Raw genomic sequence first — 20,433 nt, 5'->3', positions numbered from 1 at the left:
CAGTGGTTTCAGGTTACTGTTTGGGCTGGTTGGACAGGCCCCACACGTAGGCAGTCAGCACATGGATCTGCTGCTCGGTCAGCAACATGTTTTGTGCCGGCATCACGTTGGTGATCCCCTCGTTGACCGCGCGCACGATCGCATCCACCCCCCATCCATGCAACCAGATGTTGTCGGTCAGGTTCGGAGCGCCAAGTGCGGTGTTGCCCAGGCCCTCGGGACCGTGGCAAGCGGCACAGGCTGCGTACTTGGGCTTGCCGAGGGTGGCGCGCACGCTGTCGTGCGGGCTGCCCGACAGGCTCAACACGTAGTGGGCCAGGTTGGTCACATCTTCGGCCGTGCCGACGGCAGCCGCCATGGGCGGCATCACACCCATGCGGCCGTGGGTGATGGTGGTTCGGATGGACTCCGGATCGCCCCCCCAGAGCCAGTCGTTGTCGGTCAGATTGGGAAAACCGCGGCTGCCTCGGGCGTCCGAACCATGGCACTGGGCGCAGTAGTTCATGAACAGGCGCTCGCCAATCGCCATGGCGGCGGGATCGCCGGCCAGCTTTTCGGGCTCCATCTCGCTGAAAGCGGCATAGATCGGCGCAATGGCTTCCAGGTTGCGCTGTTTCTCAGCCTCGTACTGACCGGTGGACGACCAGCCCAGCTTGCCCGGAATGCTGCCGAACATGGGGTAGAGCGCCCCATAGATCAGGCCGAACACCACGGTGATGATGAACAGATAGACCCACCACTTTGGCAGGGGGTTGTTCATCTCGCGCAAATCTTCGTCCCACACATGCCCGGTGGTGTTGTCGCCGTGGGCCTTGACCTTGGTCGTGCCACTGACCCACAGCAGGACCAGGCAGGCAATGATGCTGATCAGGGTCAGCCCGGCCACGTAGAGGTGCCAGAATTCACTTGTGAAGTCGCTCATGATGATTCTCTTGTGGGTGGGGGACTTCTCATTCGTCGTTCAACGGTATCCGTGACGCCTCGTCGAAGCGGGCCTGGTTGCGCTTCGACCACGCCCACCAGACGATGCCGAGGAAGATCACCAGACTGATCACGGTGACGATGCTGCGCAGGTCGTTGACATCCATTTCCATCCCCTGTTCCGTTTAACGAACCGCGGTCCCGAGGCTCTGGAGGTAGGCGATGATCGCGTCCATCTCCGTCTTGCCACGAACCTCTTCGACCGAGTTGGCGATTTCCTCGTCGGTGTAAGGCGCCCCCAGCAGGCGCAGGGCCCGCATGCGCGCTGGCATGGCTTCGGCGTTCACCTGCTTGCGCTCCAACCAGGGATAGGCCGGCATGTTCGACTCGGGCACCAGATCGCGCGGGTTGATCAGGTGGATGCGGTGCCATTCGTCTGAATAACGGCCGCCCACGCGCGCCAGATCCGGCCCGGTGCGCTTGGAGCCCCACTGGAATGGGCGGTCGTACACGAATTCACCAGCCAGCGAGTAGTGGCCATAGCGCATGGTTTCGGCGTGGAAGGGGCGGATCATCTGGGAATGGCAGCCGTAGCAGCCTTCCTTGACATAGACATCACGCCCGGCCAACTGCAGCGCGGTGTAGGGCTTGAGGCCCTCGACCGGCTGCGTGGTGGACTTCTGGAAAAAGAGCGGCACGATTTCCACCAGCCCCCCGACCGCGATGACCAGCACGATCAGCACGATCATCAGGAAGTTGTTGGTTTCGATACGCTCGTGGGTGAAACCCTTGGGAGATTCGTTTGGGTTGGCCATGTTGTGGGACTCCTCAGGCGTGGACAACGGCAGGGATCTTGACTTCGGGCACGGCACCGGCCTTGAGGCCTTCGCGTGCGGTCATCCAGACGTTCCAGGCCATGATGCACATGCCACCCAGATACATCAGGCCACCCACCAGGCGAATCACGTAGAAGGGATAGCTCGCCTTGACGGACTCCACGAAGGTGTAGGTCAGGGTACCGTCGGGGTTGATGGAACGCCACATCAGGCCCTGCATCACACCGGCGATCCACATCGCGGCGATGTACAGCACGATACCGATCGTGGCGATCCAGAAGTGCAGCTCGATCGCGGGGATGGAGTACATCTTCTTCTGGCCAAACAGGCGCGGCACCAGATAGTACAGCGAACCCATGGACACCAGACCCACCCAGCCCAGCGCGCCGGAGTGCACATGGCCCACGGTCCAGTCGGTGTAGTGCGACAGCGCGTTGACGGTCTTGATAGACATCATCGGCCCTTCGAAGGTGGACATGCCGTAGAACGACAGGGACACGATCAGGAAGCGCAGGATGGGGTCGTCACGCAGCTTGTGCCAGGCACCCGACAGCGTCATGATGCCGTTGATCATGCCGCCCCAGCTGGGCGCCAGCAGAATGAGCGAGAACACCATACCCAGCGACTGCGCCCAGTCCGGCAGCGCGGTGTAGTGCAGGTGGTGGGGGCCGGCCCACATGTAGGTGAAAATCAGCGCCCAGAAGTGGACGATGGAGAGGCGGTAGGAATAGACCGGGCGTTCGGCCTGCTTGGGGATGAAGTAGTACATCATGCCCAGGAAACCGGCGGTGAGGAAGAAACCGACGGCATTGTGACCATACCACCACTGGACCATGGCGTCCTGCACACCGGCGTAGGCGGAGTAGGAATGCAGCAGGCTGGTGGGCACGGCGGCGCTGTTGACGATGTGCAGCAGGGCCACGGCCAGGATGAAGGCGCCGAAGAACCAGTTGGCCACGTAAATGTGCTTGACCTTGCGGGTGCCGATGGTGCCGAAGAACACGATGGCATAAGCCACCCAGACCACAGCGATGAGCACGTCGATCGGCCAGATCAGCTCGGCGTATTCCTTGCCCTGGGTGAGGCCCAGCGGCAGGGTGATCGCAGCCAGCACGATGACCAGCTGCCAACCCCAGAAGGTGAAGGTTGCCAGCGGACCGAGGAAGAGCCGGGTGTGACAGGTGCGTTGCACCACGTAATAGCTGGTGGCAAACAAGGCACAGCCACCGAAGGCGAAGATCACCGCATTGGTGTGCAGCGGTCGCAGGCGGCCATAGGTCAGCCATTCGATGCCGAGGTTGAGCTCCGGCCAGGTCAACTGGGCCGCGATGATCACGCCAACCAGCATGCCGACCACGCCCCAAACCACGGACATGATGGCAAACTGCCTGACGACCTTGTCGTTATAGACACCCGACTGGGCATCCGCTGTTGTCACGGTCATACAAACTCCTCTTGAATTTCACCGCGTCGCAGTATCGCAGCAGGCAGGGCCGATCCGGTTGACATAGATCAATCGCCCCGAAGAATCCGCTCGCCCTCGCGTTCGATGTTGTCGAACTGGCCGGCTTGCAGGGCCCACCAGAACACGCCGATGATGACGAGCACCAGCAGCACGGACAGGGGAATGAGCAGGTAGAGAATGTCCATGGGCAGTCACCTCACGAGCGGTTCGGGTTGAAGAGTGGGAATCGGCTCCGAGGCGACGACGGGAATACGCCCGAGACGCATGGCGTTGCCGATGACGAGAAAAGAGCTCAGCGCCATGCCCAGGCCCGCGGCCCAGGGGGGCATCCAGCCCACCACGGCCATGGGCACGGACACCGCGTTGTAGGCGCCCGCCCACCACAGGTTCTGCTTGACGATCTGCAGCGTGCGGCGGGCCTGCAGCACGGTCTGCACCACCTCCGAGAGCCGGCCGCTTTGCACCACGAAGTCCGACTGGGACTGGGTGAGCGGCGCCCCATGGCCCAGCGCGAAGGAGACATCGGCGCGAGCCAGGACCGGGCCGTCGTTGAGACCGTCGCCCACCATGGCGATGGTCGCCCCCTGCTGCTGCAGCGCCACCACCTCTTGCAGCTTGCGTTCGGGGCTGGCCTCTGCCACGACGTCGTCCACCCCCACCTGCCTGGCCACGCGCAGCGCCGCAGCCAGGCGGTCGCCCGAGAGCAGACGCACATGCAGACCTTGACGGCGCAGCGCCGCGATGGCTTCCGCTGCATCGGCGCGCACGCCCTCGTCCATCACAAAGGTGGCCAGCCAGCCGTCGGCATCGGTCAAATAGGCGCAGGGCGCGTCCGGCACGGTGTGCCCTTCGGCCAGCAACGCGCTTTCGTCCAGCCCGCCATGACGTGCCGAACCCAACCGGTATGCTTGCCCTGCCCCGTTCGACAACACCAAGCCGGCGCCCGGGATGTCGCGCACCTCCTGATCGCCGGGCAGGCTGGGCAGGTCAGACACCTCTTCGCGGGCAGCCTGTGCAATCGCCCGCGACACCGGATGCAGCGACGCCGCACTCAACCGGTAAGCCAAGGCCAAAGCATCAGCACGGCTCAGCCCTGGGCGGGCAATCACCTCGCGCAGCACCACCCGGTCCTGCGTCAGGGTCCCGGTTTTGTCGAACACAAAGGTGTCCACACGGGCCAGCGTTTCAAAGGCCTGCAATCGGCGCACCAGAATGCCGCGCCCGGCCAGAGCGCCAGCCGAAGCCAGCAGGGCCGACGGCGTGGCCAGCGACAAGGCGCACGGGCAGGTCACGATCAGCACGGCCACGGCGACGGCCAGGGCCTTGCCAGGGTCGATCTGCCACCAGTAGTAGCCTGCCGTGGCCGCCGACAGCATCACCAGCACGAGGAAGGGCGCCGCGATCCGGTCCACCAGCCGGACCAGCCGGGGTTTTTCGGTGGACGCCTGCTCCATGAGCGAGACGATCTGGGCAAACCGGGTGTCCCGCCCCAGCTTGTCGATGCGGACCAGGGCGGTGCCGGCCAGGTTGTAGCTGCCGGCCACCACGCTTTCGCCTCGACGGCGCGTCAGGGGCTGGGATTCCCCCGTGAGCAAGGCCTCGTCCACCGTGGCGCCTTCGCTCAGCACGGTGGCGTCACCCGGGAAGGCCTGCCCGGCCTGCACGCGCACCACGTCGCCCACGGCCAGCCGTTTGATCGAGACGGACTCGAAACCGCCGTCGGGCAATTGCCGTTCGCACAGCTCGGGCAGCCGGTTCATGAGCGCGTCCAGCGCCCCGGCGGTGCGGTCGCGCAGGCGGAATTCCAGGTAGCGCCCGCCCAACAGGAAGAACACGAACATGGTGAGCGAGTCGTACCAGACGTCCTCGCCCCAGGGCCCGGAGGGGTCGTAGGTGGCCGCGACGCTGACGAAGAAACAGGCCAGGATGCCGATGGACACCGGCGTGTCCATGCCGATGCGCCCGTGCTTGAGGTCGCGCCAGGCACTCTGAAAAAAGGGTCCGCTGGAAAACACCACCACCGGAATGCTGAGCACGAAACTGGCCCAGCGCAGGAGCTGGTCGATGTCGGCCGGGATTTCGCCCGGTTCGGTGACGTACGAAGGCCACGCGTACATCATGACCTGCATCATGCAAAAGCCTGCCACGAACAGGCGCCACAGGGCTTTGCGGGTTTCGGCCAGGCGCTCTTCCACCCCGAGCGCCTGCTGCATGGGCAGCAAGCGGTAGCCGGCGCGCCCCACGGCTCGCGCCAGCGCCGACAAGCGCACTTGCCGGGGGTCCCAGCGCACGGTCAGGCGGCGGGTGGCGGCATGCACCTGGGCCGCCTCCACACCCGGCATGGCGGCCAGCACGTCTTCGACGGTGTTGGCACAAGCCGCGCAGTACATGCCTTGCACCATCAGGACGGCCTCGGTCAGGTCGCGGCCTTGCCCTGGGCAGGGGCGGGTGAAATCGGCCTGCTCGACCGGATCGTCGAGCACGAGGAAGTCGTCATCGACCGTCAGCGGGCCACGATGCCCCTCTGGCAGGGTAGGCACGGCAGCGCCCGGTTGCTGAGCCACGGTGGAATCCGACATCGCGTAAGCATAGCAGCGCAAACCCGGTCGCGATTTGACGTAAATCAACACCTTCGGCGCGGCAGACGCCAGACTTGGAAAACCCTGCCCGAACAGGGCAGAATGCAGGTCACACCCTCTACAACCAGGAGAACAGCCCCATGTACAAGCGCATCCTCGTAGCCACCGACGGCACCAAGCTCTCGAACCAGGCGGTGCAGCACGCGCTGAAGCTGGCCGACATCACCGGCGCCGAAGTGGTGGCCCTGAAGGTGGTGCCGCGCTACCCGCAAACCTATTTCGAGGGCGGCGTGGCGCTGGCGGCCGAAGAGATCAAGCGCATCGAAAAGGAATGGCAGGCCGAGGCGATGGAGGTGGTCAACGCGGTCAAGGCCGAAGGTCAGAAGCTGCAAGTCAAGGTCAAACCGATCACGGTGAAGTCCGACCTGATCGCCGAGGCCATCATCGCGGCGGCCAAGAAGCACAAGGCCGACCTGATCGTGATGGCGTCACACGGGCGCCGGGGCCTCAAGCGCCTGCTGCTGGGCAGCGAGACGCAACAGGTGCTGACGCACTCGCACATCCCGGTGCTGGTGCTGCGCTGAGCGGGGTCAGGCGAACAGCCCGCGGTACTGCTCGCGCAACAGGTTTTTTTGCACCTTGCCCATGGTGTTGCGCGGCAGTTCGGCCACCACGTAGCAGCGCTTGGGCACCTTGAAGTGGGCCAAACGCCCCTTGAGGGCCGCGATCACCTGCTCCGGGTCCACCGCCTGGCCGGGCTGGGCGATCACCAAGGCCACGCCCACCTCGCCGAAATCGGGGTGGGGCACCCCCACCACCGCGCTTTCGGCCACGCCGGGCAGTTCGTTGATGGCCCCCTCCACCTCGGCCGGGTACACGTTGTAGCCGCCGCTGATGATGAGGTCCTTGCTGCGGCCCACGATGGTGATGTAGCCGCGCTCGTCCTGAAAACCCAGGTCACCCGTTCGGAACCAGCCGTCGGCGGTGAACTCCTCGCGGGTTTTGTCGGGCATGCGCCAGTAGCCCTTGAACACATTGGGCCCGCGCACCTGAATGCCGCCGATCTCTGAGGCTGGCAAGGGCCGGTCCCCCTCCCCCGCCACACGGACCTCCACCCCCGGCAGCGGGAAACCCACCGTGCCGCCGCGCCGCTCGCTCTGCCCACCGTAGCGCGCATCCGCCCGGTAGGGGTTGGAGGTGAGCATCAGGGTTTCGCTCATGCCATAGCGTTCCAGAATGGTGTGGCCGGTGCGCTGCCGCCACGCCTCGAAGGTGTCGATCAACAGCGGTGCCGAACCCGAAATGAACAGGCGCATGTGCCGGGCCGCCTCGGGCGTGAGGCCGGGCTCGGCCAGCATGCGCACATAGAGCGTGGGCACCCCCATGAACACCGTGGCACGGGAAAACCAGCCGATGGCGGTTTGGGGGTCGAACTTCGACATCCAGAGCATCGGGCTGCCGTTGATGAGCGCGCCGTGCAAGGCCACGAACAGCCCGTGCACATGGAAAATGGGCAAAGCGTGGATGAGCACGTCGTCGGGCTGCCAGCCCCAGTAATCGCGCAACACGAGCGCGTTGCTCAACAGGTTGCCATGCGTGAGCATGGCGCCTTTGCTGCGGCCGGTGGTGCCACTGGTGTAGAGGATGGCGGCGAGGTCGTCGGCCTGCCGGGGCACGGGTGCATGCACATCGCTGTGATGCACGGCACGCTCCAGCAGGCTGCCGGTGCGGTCGTCGTTCAGGGTGAACACATAAGCCGTACCGGCCTTGAAGGCGATCTTGCTGACCCAGCCAAAATTCGCTCCGGTACACACCACCACCGCCGGCTCCGCGTCGCCGATGAAGTATTCGATTTCGGCCTTCTGGTAGGCCGTGTTCAGCGGCAGGAACACCAGCCCGGCACGCAGGGTGGCCAGGTACAGCGCCATGGCCTCGACGGATTTGTTCACCTGCACCGCCACCCGCGCCCCTTCGGGCAGGCCGAGCGAGGCCAGCAGGTTGGCCATCATGGCGCTGGCGCGGTCCAGGTCGCGCCAGGTATAGATCAAGCCGGTGTCCGTCTCGACGGCCCAACGGTCCAGATCGGCCGGGAATGCGGCGCGCAGGTGGGACCAGACGTTGTGATGATCGACGGCAGGAGGTTTCATCGGATGCTCAAACGGAACGCCGCGCCGCCCACACCCACAGGGCCGCACCGGCCAGCACCATGGGCAGGCTCAACCACTGCCCCATGCTCAGGCCCAGCCCCAGCAGGCCCAGATGGGCGTCGGGCTCGCGGAAAAATTCGGCGATGAACCGCAGGCTGCCATAGCCCACCAGAAACGCCGCCGAGACCTCACCCAGGCGGCGGGGCCGGCGTGCGTACAGCCACAGCAGCACGAACAGCAACAGCCCTTCCAGCAACGCCTGGTACAGCTGCGAAGGGTGGCGCGGCAGATCGCCTGCGCCGGGAAACACCATGCCCCAGGGCAGCGACGGGTCGGCCACCCGGCCCCACAGCTCGCCGTTGATGAAGTTGCCGATACGGCCCAAGGCGAGCCCGGTCGGTACGCAGGGGGCCACGAAGTCCATGACCTGCAGCCAAGGGCGCTGTCGGGTGCGTGCGAACCACAACATGGCCAGCAGCACCCCGACCAGGCCGCCGTGGAAGCTCATGCCGCCTTGCCAGATGGCGAACACCTCCAACGGGTTGGCCAGGTAGTGCAGCGGCTTGTAGAACAGCACGTAGCCCAGCCGCCCGCCCACGATCACCCCCAGCACGCCCAGAAAGAGGATGTCCTCCACGTCGCGCTTGTGCCAGCCGCCTTGGCTGTAGGGCGCATGGGCCAGCCGCAACCGGCCGAGCCACAGGAACAGGCCAAAAGCGGCGAGGTAGGTCAGCCCGTACCAATGTATCGCCAGCGGCCCGATCTGCAGGGCCACCGGGTCGATCTGCGGGTGTTGCAGCATGGCGGCGCGTCAGTCGCCGAGCAGGGAGAGGTCGCGCACCGCGCCCTTGTCGGCACTCATGGCCAGCATGGCGTAAGCCTTCAAAGCGGCCGAGACCTTGCGCTGGCGCGGCTGGGCTGGCTTCCAGCCTTTGGCGTCCTGCTCGGCGCGGCGGCGTTCCAGTTCGGCCGCGTCCACCACCAGTTCGATGGATCGCTTCGTCACGTCGATGCGGATGAGGTCGCCTTCGCGCACAAGGCCGATGGTGCCTCCTGCCGCCGCTTCGGGCGACACGTGGCCGATGGACAGGCCCGAGGTGCCGCCCGAGAACCGGCCATCGGTGAGCAAGGCACAGTGCTTGCCCAGACCTTTGGACTTCAGGTAAGAAGTCGGGTACAGCATTTCCTGCATGCCCGGGCCGCCGCGCGGGCCTTCGTAGCGGATCACCACCACGTCACCGGGCCGGATCTGGTCGGACAGAATGGCTTCGACCGCCGAATCCTGGCTTTCGAACACCCGGGCCGGGCCTTCGAAGACGCGCAGCGTCGAAGTGGGCACGCTGGTCGTGTAGCGCAGCTCTTCCACCTCGAACATGCTCTCGTCGATGCCCGCGGTTTTCACGATGCAGCCGTCCACGGCCAGATTGCCGTACAGCACGGCCAGGCCGCCGTCGCGCGAATAGGCGTGCTCCACACTGCGGATACAACCGTTTTGGCGGTCCAGGTCCAGCGAAGGCCAGCGGCTGTTCTGGCTGAACGCCACCTGCGTCGGGATGCCGCCCGGGCCGGCCATGTAGAAGGTTTTCACCGCGTCGCTGGGCTGGCGGGCCACGTCCCACTGGTCGAGGGCGTCTTTCAGCGTGGGGCTGTGTACGGTGGACACGTGGGTGTGCAACAGTCCGCCCCGGTCCAGCTCACCCAGAATCGCCATCACCCCACCGGCACGGTGCACGTCTTCGATGTGGTACTTGTTGGTGTTGGGCGCCACCTTGCACAGCGTGGGCACGCGGCGCGAGAGGCGGTCGATGTCGGCCATGGTGAAGTCCACCTCCGCCTCGCGGGCGGTGGCCAGCAGGTGCAGCACGGTGTTGGTGGAGCCGCCCATGGCAATGTCCAGCGACACCACGTTTTCGAACGCCTCGAAGGTGGCGATGGAGCGCGGCAGCACGGAGGCGTCACCCTGCTCGTAATAGCGCTTGCACAGCCCTACCACCAGACGGCCGGCGCGGCGGAACAGTTGCTCGCGATCGGCGTGGGTGGCCACCACGGTACCGTTGCCCGGCAGGCTCAGGCCCAGCGCCTCGGTGAGGCAGTTCATGGAATTGGCGGTGAACATGCCCGAGCAGGACCCGCAGGTCGGGCAGGCCGAGCGTTCGACCTGCGCCACCTCGGCGTCGCTCACCTGGCTGTCGGCGGCCATGACCATGGCGTCCACCAGGTCCAGCTTCTTGATCTGGATGGTCTGCTCGCCCGGCACGGCCAGCCTGACCTTGCCCGCTTCCATGGGGCCGCCGGAGACGAACACCACCGGAATGTTCAGCCGCATGGCGGCCATCAGCATGCCGGGGGTGATTTTGTCGCAATTGGAAATGCACACCAGCGCGTCGGCACAGTGGGCGTTGACCATGTACTCCACGCTGTCGGCGATCAGCTCGCGGCTGGGCAGCGAATACAGCATGCCGTCGTGGCCCATGGCAATGCCGTCGTCCACGGCAATGGTGTTGAACTCCTTGGCCACGCCGCCAGCGGCTTCGATCTCTCGGGCCACCAGTTGGCCCAGGTCCTTCAGGTGCACATGGCCCGGCACGAACTGGGTAAAGCTGTTGGCAATGGCGATGATGGGCTTGGAGAAGTCATCGTCCTTCATGCCGGTGGCACGCCACAGGGCACGGGCACCGGCCATGTTGCGGCCGGCGGTGGAGGTTTTCGAACGGTAAGCAGGCATGGGTGTGAACGCCTCGGCGGGGTGGTTGAAACCAAACAACGAACCATTATCGCCGAGCGGCGGGAAACACCAGCGTTGGACTGGTTGCGGTGTATCACGCCCGAAGCACTGCGGTGGCGCCACTGAGGGCAGATTGCATAGGCGCACCTCATTTGACAGATTCTGTTTCACAGAATAACATGGGAGATGATCAGATCGTTCTGCTGCCCTGATACCCAACGGCTTTTCCAGAGTGAAATCGTTCCCCGATTCAAAAACATTGAACGCGTAGCGAGGCGAAAACTGTTGCAGCTTCATGCAGCCACCGAACTGAACAGCTTACGGGTACCACCTGGTAACCAGCTTGAGGCACTCAGAGGCGATCGTGTCGGGCAGTACAGCATACGCATCAACGATCAATGGCGAATCTGCTTCGCCTGGCACGATAACGGCGCCGATCAAGTTGAAATTGTGGACTACCACTAGGAGTGAAACATGGCTCAACCACTAGACGAAATTCACCCGGGAGAAATCTTGTTGGAAGATTTCATGAAACCCATGGGCATTACCGCCCGCCAACTGTCGGCCGACATTGACGTACCCCCCAGCCGGATAAGCGAACTGGTACACGGCAAGCGCCCCATCACAGCGGATACCGCCTTGCGCCTGGGCCTGTTTTTCAATATGGACCCTCGTTTCTGGATGAACCTTCAGACCGAGTACGACATGCGTGTGGCCGCTCGAACGGTGCGCGACACCATCGCCTCGCGCATCCGGGTGTTTCAACCGCAGGCCGTCTGACCCATCACCTCCCCTTCATTCTCGGCAACCACAGAATGGCCTCCGCGTTGGACGGGGAGAAACACCGGTCTGCCGCCTCGCGCCAGGGCAGCCATTGGTAGGCCGTGTGTTCGCGCGGGTTCAGCCGCACCTCTGTGCCCGCAGGCACCTGCAAACCCAACACCCGTTCGGTGTTGTGCGTCACGCCCGGCGCGTAGCGGTGGCGCCACTGGGGGTAGATTTCATACACGTTTTCCAACGCCCAGTCGCTGAGCGCGCAGCCGGGGGCGTGCGCATCTATGCCGGTTTCCTCCCCCACCTCCCGGGCAGCGGCGGCCAGCCAGGGCTCGTCCGGGGTGTCCTTCGACCCAGTGACGGACTGCCAGAACCCCGGCGCGTCGGCCCGCTCGATCAGCAACACCTCCAGAACCGGGGTGTAGATGACGACGAGCACCGACTGGGGGATTTTGGGGGGCATGAAAGCTAAAGCTTGGCAAAAAAAGCCCGATATTTCCAACAACGGACTCGGAGGAGTCTCGTTGGCAGACCAGCAAAGTGTTGGTACCGCGATTGTGACCACTTTTCCATTTCCGTCTCTAAGGAGCCGTTCCCATGACCACCATCAACACCAACCTGCTGTCGATCAACGCACAGCGCAATCTGCAGTCCACCCAGGGGGCACTGGCCACTTCCATCCAGCGCCTGTCTTCGGGCTTGCGCATCAACAGCGCCAAGGACGATGCCGCCGGCCTGGCCATCTCCGAGCGCTTCAGCACCCAGATCCGTGGCCTCAATGTGGCCGTGCGCAACGCCAACGATGGCATCTCCCTCGCACAGACCGCCGAAGGCGCGCTCTCCAGCATCGGCAACAACTTGCAGCGCATCCGCGAATTGGCGGTTCAGTCTTCCAACGCCACCAACTCCTCCACTGACCGTGAAGCCCTGCAAAAAGAAGTCGACCAGCTGATCTCCGAAATTCAGCGCGTGGCCACGCAGACCGAGTTCAACGGCACCAAGCTGCTCGACGGCTCCTTCACCGGCCAGGCCTTCCAGGTCGGCGCCAACGCCGGTCAGCTCATCAGCGTGAGCAGCATCGCCAATGCGCAGACCAGCTCTCTGGGTGGAACTTTGTTTGCCGGCGGCACAATCACAATCGCTGAACCAGCTGACGCAAATACAGCAATCAACTTAACTGGAATCAAAATTGGGGGAGTTGATCTTGATGACATTAGTGTGCCGGCTTCCGGTACCACAGCGGCTGCGACCCAGACTGCAGCTGTCAACGCACTGGTGTCCGCCATCAATGAACGGGCAGCTGAACTTGGCGTCGTTGCTTCCGCAAGCACTACTCCGGGAGTTGTTGACGTCTCAAGCTTTGTTGCTGGAGATGCTGCGTTAGACGTTCTTATCACTGGCGCAACAGCAAGTTTCGCTGCGCCAACAGCTGAGACATTTGTTAGCAGTGTTAATGTTTCTTCTTTTGCTGGAGCCCAACGCGCGATCGCCATCATGGACACTGCCTTGACGACGGTGAACACCGCGCGTGCCGACCTCGGTGCCATCCAGAACCGCTTCAGCTCCGTGGTGCAGAACCTGCAAATCAACGCCGAGAACCTCTCCGCCTCGCGCAGCCGGATTCTGGATGCGGACTTCGCCGCCGAAACCGCCGCCCTCAGCCGCGCACAGATCCTGCAACAGGCTGGTACCGCCATGGTGGCGCAGGCCAACCAGTTGCCTCAGGGTGTGCTGGCGCTGTTGCGGTAACGGACAGGACGGCCAGTGGCTTTCGGGCCACTTCGGCAATGAAGCGGCACCCAGCCTGGGCGTCCAACCCAGTGGGGTGCCGCTTTTTCTGCTTTTCATTCGCTGGCAACGCTGACACAATAGGCGCAGAAACAGGCGCAAAGGCAAGGAGATCAGCATGGCGCTTTCGTCACCCGGTATCGGCAGTGGCCTGGACATTCAGGGCATCGTGTCCCAGTTGGTGAAACTGGAACAGCGCCCCTTGGCGAAACTCCAGACAGATGCAGCCAACTACCAAGCCCGGCTTTCGGCGTTTGGTCAATTGAAGTCGCAGATTGCCAACCTGAACGATCAGGCCGCACGGCTGGCGGACCCGAGCACGTTCACTGGCCTCACCCTCACATCGGGCAAATCGTCTGCGGTGAACGGCCGCATCACGAGCACGTCCCAGGCCACACCTACCCAGTTCACGGTGGGCGTGAGCCAGCTGGCGCAGGCACAGTCAACCGTCTCTGCGCCGGTGGCCGCAGGCTCGGACTTGTCCGGCACGCTGAACATCAGCATCGGCAACACCAGCGACGCGGACAGCTTCGGGCCAGCGGTCAGCGTGGAAATCCTGGAAACCGACACCCTCTCTGACGTGGCTCGCAAGATCAACGAAGCCAATGCAGGCGTGACCGCCACCGTGTTGAACGACGCCCAAGGCCAGCGCCTGCTGGTGCGATCGGCCGATACCGGGGAAGACAACGGGTTTCGCATCACGGCCACCGGAAGCACCGGGTTGAGTGATCTGGCCTACGACCCATTTGGCCCTCCCACCACCACCACACTGGCCCAGGCCGGCTTGAACACGGCCGCCACCATCAACGGGGTCAGCATCTCATCGGCAAACAACACATTCGACGACATCGTGCCGGGCATCAGCCTCACGGTATCAGAAGTCACGCCAGCGGATTCGCCGGTGCTCATCACCGTTGCGCAAGACAAAGCGGCTGTGCGCACGGCCATCAACAATTTTGTGCAGTCGTACAACGCCCTCAACGATGCCTTGGCCGAGATGACGCGCTACAACCCTGCCGACCAAACCGCCGGCACCTTGCAGGGGGATGCCACCGCCGTGGGCATACAAACGGCCTTGCGCCGCCTTCTTGGCGGCAAGGAGTCTGCGGGCTCCAGTTTCAACTACCTGTCGGATCTGGGTATTTCATTCCAGGCAGATGGCACGCTGCGTGTCGACAACGCTCGGCTGGACGCCGCGCTCACCGACCTGGATGACGTCCAGCGATATTTCGCAGCCACCGACGGTGCCACAGGCCTGGCCGTGAGGCTGCAGAGCTTCACCGAAGGCATGTTGTCCGCCAGCGGTGTGTTGACGACCAAAGAGCAATCCATCAAAAGCAGCATCGATCGAAACACGCGCGAGCAAGAGCGGCTGGCCGAGCGCGTGAGCCGGACAGAGGAGCGCCTCTTGGCTCAGTACTCCAGGCTGGATACGCAATTGGCTCAGCTCACAGCGCTGAGCAATTTCGTGTCGCAACAGGTCGTGCTTTGGAATAACCAGACCAACCGCTGACATCGACCGCCCTCATCTCCGTTCAGCCCATGCCAGACCCGCCGCTTGCGCAGGCGGGTCTTTTTGTTTCTGGGCATCCTGAGAAATGACGGGTTTTTCGATCGTTTATTGCCCCATCGGCTGTCCAGCCCTGCCCCTACCATTTCACCTACAAGAGCCCGGGTGTGACCAACGCGCATTCGGTTCGGGTGGTTTGTTAGGAGTCTGAAAAATGGCGCAAGTGATCAACACCAACGTAATGTCCCTGAATGCGCAGCGCAATTTGAACGCCACGCAGAACGCGCTTGCCACTGCGGTGCAGCGCCTGTCTTCCGGCTTGCGCATCAACAGTGCCAAGGACGACGCCGCCGGCCTGGCCATCTCCGAGCGGTTCACGACACAGATTCGCGGCCTGAATCAGGCCGTCAGGAACGCCAACGACGGGATCTCGCTGGCGCAGACGGCCGAGGGCGCGATGGCCAGTGTCACCAACAACCTCCAGCGCATCCGTGAATTGTCGGTTCAATCATCGAATGCCACCAATTCGCTGACGGATCGGCAAGCCCTGCAAGCCGAAGTGGCGCAACTGATTTCAGAAGTCAACCGCGTGGCCAACCAGACCGAGTTCAACGGCACGAAGCTCCTGGATGGCAGCTTTGCGGGGCAATCCTTCCAGGTGGGCGCGAATGCCGGGCAACTGATCACGGTCCAAAGCACGGCCGATGCACGAACCTCCGTCCTGGGCAAGACACTGTTTGCGACGGGCACCTTCACCGCAACGGTAACGGCAAGCGAGGACGCCGGAAACTATGCTTACAATGCAATAACGATCGGGAATCCGCCCGACGGTTTTTCGATCAATGGGGTCGATTTTCCGCCCATCGTCATCCCAGCGGAAAGCACTGCTTCAGGTACTGAAACACAAGCCGAAACCCGGGGCGCCATTGCAGCGGGGACAGCCCTGGCATCCGCAGTCAACGCCAAATCTGCCGAGACAGGCGTGGTGGCAGAAGTGAACTCGACCACAGGCGAAGTCACTTTCACCTCGCTGACCTCGGGCGAAGTAGGAGACGCCCTCGGTGACTTGTTTTCCGGCTTGACAATCACTTCAGCGCCTTTGACTGAAGCCGATGCCATGTTTGTGGAAAACGTTGACATTTCGACCTTTTTGGGCGCGCAGATGGCCATCTCCATCATGGACACTGCACTGGCGACCATCAACTCAGCCCGAGCCGAGTTGGGGGCAATTCAGAACCGATTTTTGTCGACGATAGACAATTTGTCCATTACCGCAGAAAACCTGACTGCCTCACGCAGCCGCATCATGGATGCGGATTTCGCTGCGGAGACGGCGGCTCTGAGCCGGGCTCAGATTCTGCAGCAGGCCGGAACGGCCATGGTGGCGCAGGCAAACCAGGTTCCACAAGGCGTGTTGCAGTTGCTGCAGCGTTGATGCTGCGGGCTCTCTGGATCCCAATCCCCGGCATGGCCGGGGATTTTTGTTTTCCACTCCGTCAAGTTGTGGCTTACGATGCCGATAGATGGTGAAAGCGCTGAGACAGGAAGAAGTCATGAAACGCAACCAATTTCAAGGTATGTCGGCCTACCGGGATGTGGACATCAACACTCGCAATGCGTCGAAAGACCAGCACGAGTTGGTGGGCATGATGTACGACGGCGTCCTGGAGAGCATTGTGAGGGCCAAAGGGGCCATTCTCGGTGGGGATGTGGATACCAAAGTGGCCGAGATCGTGCGTGCCGTGCGCATTCTCCAGGAAGGGCTGCGCACCAGCCTGGACCTGGACAACGGCGGCGAACTCGCAGCCAACCTGGCCAACCTGTACGATTACTGTGTGCTGCGGCTCACCCAAGCCAACGCCACGGCTAGTGTGGAAGCCCTGGACGAGGTGGTTGCCTTGCTCAAACCCGTCGCAGAAGCCTGGCGGCAAATGCGATCCGGCCCTCAGGGGCCAGAATCGGCGCCATCCAAGGCCACCCTGGCTGAAGCTGCGGCACCCCGCCAGCTACCGCCTGGTGCCCGCCGCATGAGCAGCCTGTACGGCCAGGGCATGGCGCTGACCGGCGTTTGATCGACGTTTGATCGGGCAAGCGGTTTGCCGCACAATGCTTGCATGACCGCCGCCGAAAAGCTCCCCTTCACCGCCCAGGACTTTCTGGACTGGGAACGCCAGCAGCCCACCAAGCACGAATACGTGCAGGGCGAAACCTTTGCCATGGCCGGCGCAGGTGATGCGCATGTGACCATCAGTGGAAATGTTTTTGCCGCGCTCAAACAACACCTGCGCGGCACGCCCTGCCGCACCTACATTGCCGACATGAAGGTGCATGTCCAGGCGGTGGACGCCTTTTTCTACCCGGACGTGTTCGTGACCTGCTCCCCTGCCGACGCCGCCCGCAACGAAGCCAAAGAAGAACCCACCCTGGTGGTGGAAGTGCTTTCCCCTTCTACGGCGGCCTACGACCGGGGGCTGAAGTTCGAGTATTACCGCACCCTGCCCAGCCTGCAGGAATATGCCCTGATCGACACCGAACGGGCCAGTGTGGAGGTGTTTCGCCGCAACCCAGCCGGCCAGTGGGTGTTGCACCCTTTTGGCCGCCAGGCCGATGTGGAACTGGCAAGCGTGGGCCTGACGCTGCCCATGGCCACCGTCTATGAGGACGTGGCCTTCCCCGCCCCCTAAAGCGCCAACACCCCCCGCCTGGGGCATCTGTTTCGGGCGTTGCCCAGGTCAAGTCCCGGCCGCGCCGGCCGATAAAGCCTACATAGCCGCGAACAGACGCACGAACCATGACCCCTTCCCCCCTGCCCCACTACCAAGCCCTGGAACGCACTGGCCAGCACATGGTGGCCGCCGCGCAGCAGGGCCACTGGGCAGAGGTGACGCGCCTGGAAGGCGTGGCCCTGAAGCAGGTGGAGGCGCTGCGCCGGGCAGGCACGCAGCCTCCCACCACCCCGCACGAGCGCGAGGCCCGGCTGAACGCGCTCAAGGCCTTGCTGCGGCTGGACGCCCAGGTACGCCGCCTGGCGGAACCCGGCTGGGCGCTGATGGAAGCGTGGCTCACCCCTTCACGCAGCGGTCAAGTAGGCGCATACTTGGCCGATACTCAGGGTAAGCACTGAGGCTTCAGCATCATGACGATTCCCCTCATCGATTACTACAAGGCCATCGAGACCACCAGCGAGCTGATGGTGGTGGCCGCACGCATGGAAGACTGGGACGAGGTGGTTCGCCTGGAGGGGGCCTGCGCCGTGCTCATCGAGCAGTTGCGTGAGCAGTCGGCCGGGCGTGACCTCTCAGCCGAGGAACGCGCCGAAAAGCACCGCATCATGATGACCATCCTGCGCCACGATGCGCAGATCCGCGAGTTGGTCGAGCCCTGGATCGACGAGCTGGGGGAGTTGCAACACCCGGTCAAGCCGGTGCAGTTGCACTGATCACACCTGCATGTTCATCACGTCGGTATAGGCCTGCATCATGCGGTTGCGCACATGCAGCGCGGCCTGAAAGCCGATCTGGGCCTTCTGCATGGACACCATGGTCTGCTCCAGGCTCACGTTGGGGTTGCCCATCTGGAATTCGGTCTGGAGCTGGTTGGCCTGGTTCTGGGCGGCGCTCACGTTTTGCAGCGCGGTTTTGAACGCCTCGCCGAACCCGGCACCCGCCACACGGCCGCCAGGCGCGGCCAGGCCTGCCCCCCCGAGCTTGGCAGCGGCATTGGCCGCCGGCTTCAGCCCTGTGGCGTTGACGGAGGTCAAGGGAGTCAGGCGCAGGTCCATGGCAGTAACCTTGAAGCGTTGGATTCGATGGACGGATGCTAAGGCGGCTTGCGGCCAAACTTAACCGCGAATAAATGGGTGGGGAACCACCTTTTCCCGCTTTAGTTTGGCCATCGGGCACCCATAATCGGCGAACGACTCCGCTCAAGCCCTCGCTGAAGCCCCATGAACACTGCCGTTGCCGAGATCGACGCCCCCTCGCCACCCGAGAAAGCGCCCCACCCGCTGGTTCAGGGTTTTTCGCGTCTGGACACCAGCCGGAAAATCATGCTGGGCCTGGGCGTGCTGGCCATGGTGGCGGTGCTGGCCACCGCTTTCTATATGGCGAACCGGCCGGACTACCGCGTGCTGTACGCCAACCTGTCCGACAAGGACGGCGGCGCGGTGCTGGCTCAGCTCTCGCAGATGAACATTCCCTACCGCCACGCGGATGGCGGCAACGCCATCTTGGTACCGGCCAACCGCGTGCACGACACACGGCTGCGGCTGGCTTCGCAAGGGCTGCCACGCGGCGCCGTGACCGGCTTCGAGCTGATGGACAACACCCGCCTGGGCATGACGCAGTTCCAGGAACGCCTGACCTTCCAGCGCGGCCTGGAGGGCGAGCTGACCCGTACCATTTCATCGCTCAACTCGGTGGCCGAGGCGCGCGTGCACCTGGCCCTGCCGAACCAGAACGGCTTTTTCCGGGAGCAGCAAAAGCCTTCGGCCAGTGTGCTGGTGACGCTGTTCCCGGGCCGCTCACTGGATCGCACCCAGATCGCCGGCATCGTCCACCTGGTGGCCAGCAGCGTACCGGAAATGCAACCGTCGGCCGTGAGCGTGGTGGACCAGCACGGCAACCTGCTTTCCCAGACCACCAACCCACAGAACGACGCGGTGGACTCCAAGCAACTGGAGTACATCCGCATGCTGGAACAAATGTACACCCAGCGCATTCTGGATTTGCTCGAACCCGTGGTGGGCCGCCAGAACGTGCGCGCGCAGGTCACGGCGGATGTGGACTTTTCGCTCACGGAGCAGACCAGCGAACAACACCGCCCCAACCAGGGCAACAACGAGGCGGCGGTGCGCAGCACCCAGCTCATCGAAGCCGGCATTCAGAGCGACCAGCCGGTGCCGGGCGTGCCCGGAGCCGTGACCAACCTGCCGCCTGGCGCGCCGGGCGCACCCATCAACGCCGACGCGGCTCCCCTGGGCATCGTGCCCGGCAACAACGTCGCAGCCGGCACCACCGAGGCCAGCCGCCGCCGTGAACAGGTGATCAACTACGAGGTGGACCGCACCGTGTCGGTGACGCGGGGCTCCACCGGCAACATCCGGCGGCTGAGCGCTGCGGTGGTGCTCAACCACGTCGAGACGACCGACCGCCGCGGCCAGGCCAGTTCCGCCCCGCTGCCACCGGAGCAAATCGAGCAAATCAATGCCCTGGTGCGTGAGGCCATCGGCTTCAACCCGCAGCGCGGCGATTCGGTGAACGTGCTCAACGCCGCCTTCACCCGCACCGAGCCAGAAGCGTTCGATACCGCCTGGTGGAAACAGCCCGACACGGTGGAGCTGGCACGCAGCATGGCTTGGCCGTTGGGCATGCTGGTGCTGGGGCTGATCCTGTTCCTGGGCATGGTGCGGCCGGCGCTGAAGATGATGTCCGCCCCGGCGGAACGCCCAGGCGCCCAAGGTGAAGAAGCCACACGCACCACTGGGCTGCAACTCGACACGGTGGTGGATAATGAAACCCAGCGCCCAGGCCTGCCGGCACCGGCACCGAATGAGGTCACGGCGGAAATGTTGCGGCTCGAAGACGCCAAGCGCCTGGCCAAGGAAAACCCCGTGGCCGTAGCCAACATCGTGCGGGGCTGGATGTCGGGCGAAACCGCCTAGGCTCACGGGCGCCCGGAGGTGAACGC

General features: G+C 63.7%; 22 protein-coding genes. 11 read left to right on the top strand and 11 right to left on the bottom strand.

The window, feature by feature from the left end; genetic code table 11:
* Nucleotides 1-13: 13 nt before the first annotated feature.
* The 6 genes from ccoP to HZS63_RS08165 all read right to left on the bottom strand — a co-directional run bounded on the left by ccoP (nucleotide 14) and on the right by HZS63_RS08165 (nucleotide 5,801).
* A complete protein-coding gene (gene ccoP, locus HZS63_RS08190; RefSeq protein WP_180683567.1) occupies nucleotides 14-922 on the bottom strand; it encodes a cytochrome-c oxidase, cbb3-type subunit III in 909 nt (302 codons plus the stop codon).
* Between the two features lie 28 nt (nucleotides 923-950).
* Nucleotides 951-1,088: a cbb3-type cytochrome oxidase subunit 3 gene (locus HZS63_RS08185; protein WP_180683566.1), complete on the bottom strand. Its 138-nt coding sequence runs from the start codon at nucleotides 1,086-1,088 to the stop codon at nucleotides 951-953.
* An 18-nt stretch (nucleotides 1,089-1,106) separates the two neighbouring features.
* Entirely contained in the window at nucleotides 1,107-1,736 is a 630-nt protein-coding gene (gene ccoO, locus HZS63_RS08180) for a cytochrome-c oxidase, cbb3-type subunit II (protein ID WP_180683565.1), read from the bottom strand.
* 13 nt (nucleotides 1,737-1,749) lie between these two features.
* Entirely contained in the window at nucleotides 1,750-3,201 is a 1,452-nt protein-coding gene (ccoN, locus tag HZS63_RS08175) for a cytochrome-c oxidase, cbb3-type subunit I (protein WP_180683564.1), read from the bottom strand.
* A gap of 68 nt (nucleotides 3,202-3,269) precedes the next feature.
* Nucleotides 3,270-3,407 carry a cbb3-type cytochrome oxidase assembly protein CcoS gene (gene ccoS, locus HZS63_RS08170; RefSeq protein WP_180683563.1) on the bottom strand — a complete coding sequence of 46 codons (138 nt, stop codon included), beginning with the start codon at nucleotides 3,405-3,407 and terminating at the stop codon, nucleotides 3,270-3,272.
* A gap of 6 nt (nucleotides 3,408-3,413) precedes the next feature.
* A complete protein-coding gene (locus tag HZS63_RS08165; RefSeq protein WP_180683562.1) occupies nucleotides 3,414-5,801 on the bottom strand; it encodes a heavy metal translocating P-type ATPase in 2,388 nt (795 codons plus the stop codon).
* A gap of 140 nt (nucleotides 5,802-5,941) precedes the next feature.
* On the opposite strand from HZS63_RS08165, the gene HZS63_RS08160 reads away from it, so the two are divergent.
* Complete coding sequence (locus HZS63_RS08160; protein WP_180683561.1) at nucleotides 5,942-6,385, top strand: universal stress protein; 444 nt, start codon at nucleotides 5,942-5,944, stop codon at nucleotides 6,383-6,385.
* A 6-nt stretch (nucleotides 6,386-6,391) separates the two neighbouring features.
* Here the strand turns inward: HZS63_RS08160 and HZS63_RS08155 are convergent, their stop codons facing one another.
* Genes HZS63_RS08155 through ilvD form a run of 3 tightly spaced genes read right to left on the bottom strand, consistent with a single transcriptional unit; the run spans nucleotide 6,392 to nucleotide 10,673 of the window.
* Entirely contained in the window at nucleotides 6,392-7,948 is a 1,557-nt protein-coding gene (locus HZS63_RS08155) for a malonate--CoA ligase (RefSeq protein WP_180683560.1), read from the bottom strand.
* A gap of 7 nt (nucleotides 7,949-7,955) precedes the next feature.
* Entirely contained in the window at nucleotides 7,956-8,750 is a 795-nt protein-coding gene (gene lgt / locus HZS63_RS08150) for a prolipoprotein diacylglyceryl transferase (protein WP_180683559.1), read from the bottom strand.
* A gap of 9 nt (nucleotides 8,751-8,759) precedes the next feature.
* Nucleotides 8,760-10,673, bottom strand: coding sequence for a dihydroxy-acid dehydratase (gene ilvD, locus HZS63_RS08145; RefSeq protein ID WP_180683558.1), 1,914 nt, complete (start codon nucleotides 10,671-10,673; stop codon nucleotides 8,760-8,762).
* 186 nt (nucleotides 10,674-10,859) lie between these two features.
* On the opposite strand from ilvD, the gene HZS63_RS08140 reads away from it, so the two are divergent.
* A complete protein-coding gene (locus tag HZS63_RS08140) occupies nucleotides 10,860-11,138 on the top strand; it encodes a type II toxin-antitoxin system RelE/ParE family toxin (protein WP_180683557.1) in 279 nt (92 codons plus the stop codon).
* A 9-nt stretch (nucleotides 11,139-11,147) separates the two neighbouring features.
* Nucleotides 11,148-11,453 (top strand): HigA family addiction module antitoxin, encoded by a 306-nt coding sequence (locus HZS63_RS08135; RefSeq protein WP_180683556.1) that lies wholly within the window; start codon nucleotides 11,148-11,150, stop codon nucleotides 11,451-11,453.
* 4 nt (nucleotides 11,454-11,457) lie between these two features.
* Here the strand turns inward: HZS63_RS08135 and nudB are convergent, their stop codons facing one another.
* Nucleotides 11,458-11,910, bottom strand: a complete 453-nt coding sequence (gene nudB / locus HZS63_RS08130; protein ID WP_180683555.1) for a dihydroneopterin triphosphate diphosphatase — start codon at nucleotides 11,908-11,910, stop codon at nucleotides 11,458-11,460.
* A 134-nt stretch (nucleotides 11,911-12,044) separates the two neighbouring features.
* On the opposite strand from nudB, the gene HZS63_RS08125 reads away from it, so the two are divergent.
* The 7 genes from HZS63_RS08125 to HZS63_RS08095 all read left to right on the top strand — a co-directional run bounded on the left by HZS63_RS08125 (nucleotide 12,045) and on the right by HZS63_RS08095 (nucleotide 18,184).
* Nucleotides 12,045-13,196, top strand: coding sequence for a flagellin (locus HZS63_RS08125; protein ID WP_180683554.1), 1,152 nt, complete (start codon nucleotides 12,045-12,047; stop codon nucleotides 13,194-13,196).
* A 157-nt stretch (nucleotides 13,197-13,353) separates the two neighbouring features.
* The gene (gene fliD, locus HZS63_RS08120; RefSeq protein WP_180683553.1) at nucleotides 13,354-14,748 is read left to right on the top strand and encodes a flagellar filament capping protein FliD; all 1,395 of its coding nucleotides are present in this window, start codon (nucleotides 13,354-13,356) and stop codon (nucleotides 14,746-14,748) included.
* A 211-nt stretch (nucleotides 14,749-14,959) separates the two neighbouring features.
* The gene (locus HZS63_RS08115; protein WP_180683552.1) at nucleotides 14,960-16,180 is read left to right on the top strand and encodes a flagellin; all 1,221 of its coding nucleotides are present in this window, start codon (nucleotides 14,960-14,962) and stop codon (nucleotides 16,178-16,180) included.
* 118 nt (nucleotides 16,181-16,298) lie between these two features.
* Nucleotides 16,299-16,817: a flagellar export chaperone FliS gene (gene fliS / locus HZS63_RS08110; protein WP_180683551.1), complete on the top strand. Its 519-nt coding sequence runs from the start codon at nucleotides 16,299-16,301 to the stop codon at nucleotides 16,815-16,817.
* Nucleotides 16,818-16,859: 42 nt separating this feature from the next.
* A complete protein-coding gene (locus HZS63_RS08105; protein ID WP_180683550.1) occupies nucleotides 16,860-17,429 on the top strand; it encodes a Uma2 family endonuclease in 570 nt (189 codons plus the stop codon).
* Nucleotides 17,430-17,536: 107 nt separating this feature from the next.
* A complete protein-coding gene (locus tag HZS63_RS08100; protein WP_180683549.1) occupies nucleotides 17,537-17,869 on the top strand; it encodes a flagellar protein FliT in 333 nt (110 codons plus the stop codon).
* Nucleotides 17,870-17,881: 12 nt separating this feature from the next.
* A complete protein-coding gene (locus HZS63_RS08095; RefSeq protein ID WP_180683548.1) occupies nucleotides 17,882-18,184 on the top strand; it encodes a flagellar protein FliT in 303 nt (100 codons plus the stop codon).
* On the opposite strand, the gene fliE is transcribed toward HZS63_RS08095, so the two are convergent.
* Nucleotides 18,185-18,526 (bottom strand): flagellar hook-basal body complex protein FliE, encoded by a 342-nt coding sequence (fliE, locus tag HZS63_RS08090; protein ID WP_180683547.1) that lies wholly within the window; start codon nucleotides 18,524-18,526, stop codon nucleotides 18,185-18,187. It lies immediately after the preceding gene.
* A 165-nt stretch (nucleotides 18,527-18,691) separates the two neighbouring features.
* Here fliE and fliF point away from each other — a divergent pair, with 165 nt between their 5' ends.
* Nucleotides 18,692-20,407: a flagellar basal-body MS-ring/collar protein FliF gene (gene fliF, locus HZS63_RS08085; RefSeq protein ID WP_180683546.1), complete on the top strand. Its 1,716-nt coding sequence runs from the start codon at nucleotides 18,692-18,694 to the stop codon at nucleotides 20,405-20,407.
* The last annotated feature ends 26 nt before the right edge of the window (nucleotides 20,408-20,433 follow it).

Origin of the sequence: Tepidicella baoligensis (assembly GCF_013432195.1) — a bacterium.
Taxonomy (GTDB): Bacteria; Pseudomonadota; Gammaproteobacteria; order Burkholderiales; family Burkholderiaceae_C; genus Tepidicella; species Tepidicella baoligensis.
This window is presented reverse-complemented; position numbering and strand designations above follow the sequence as displayed.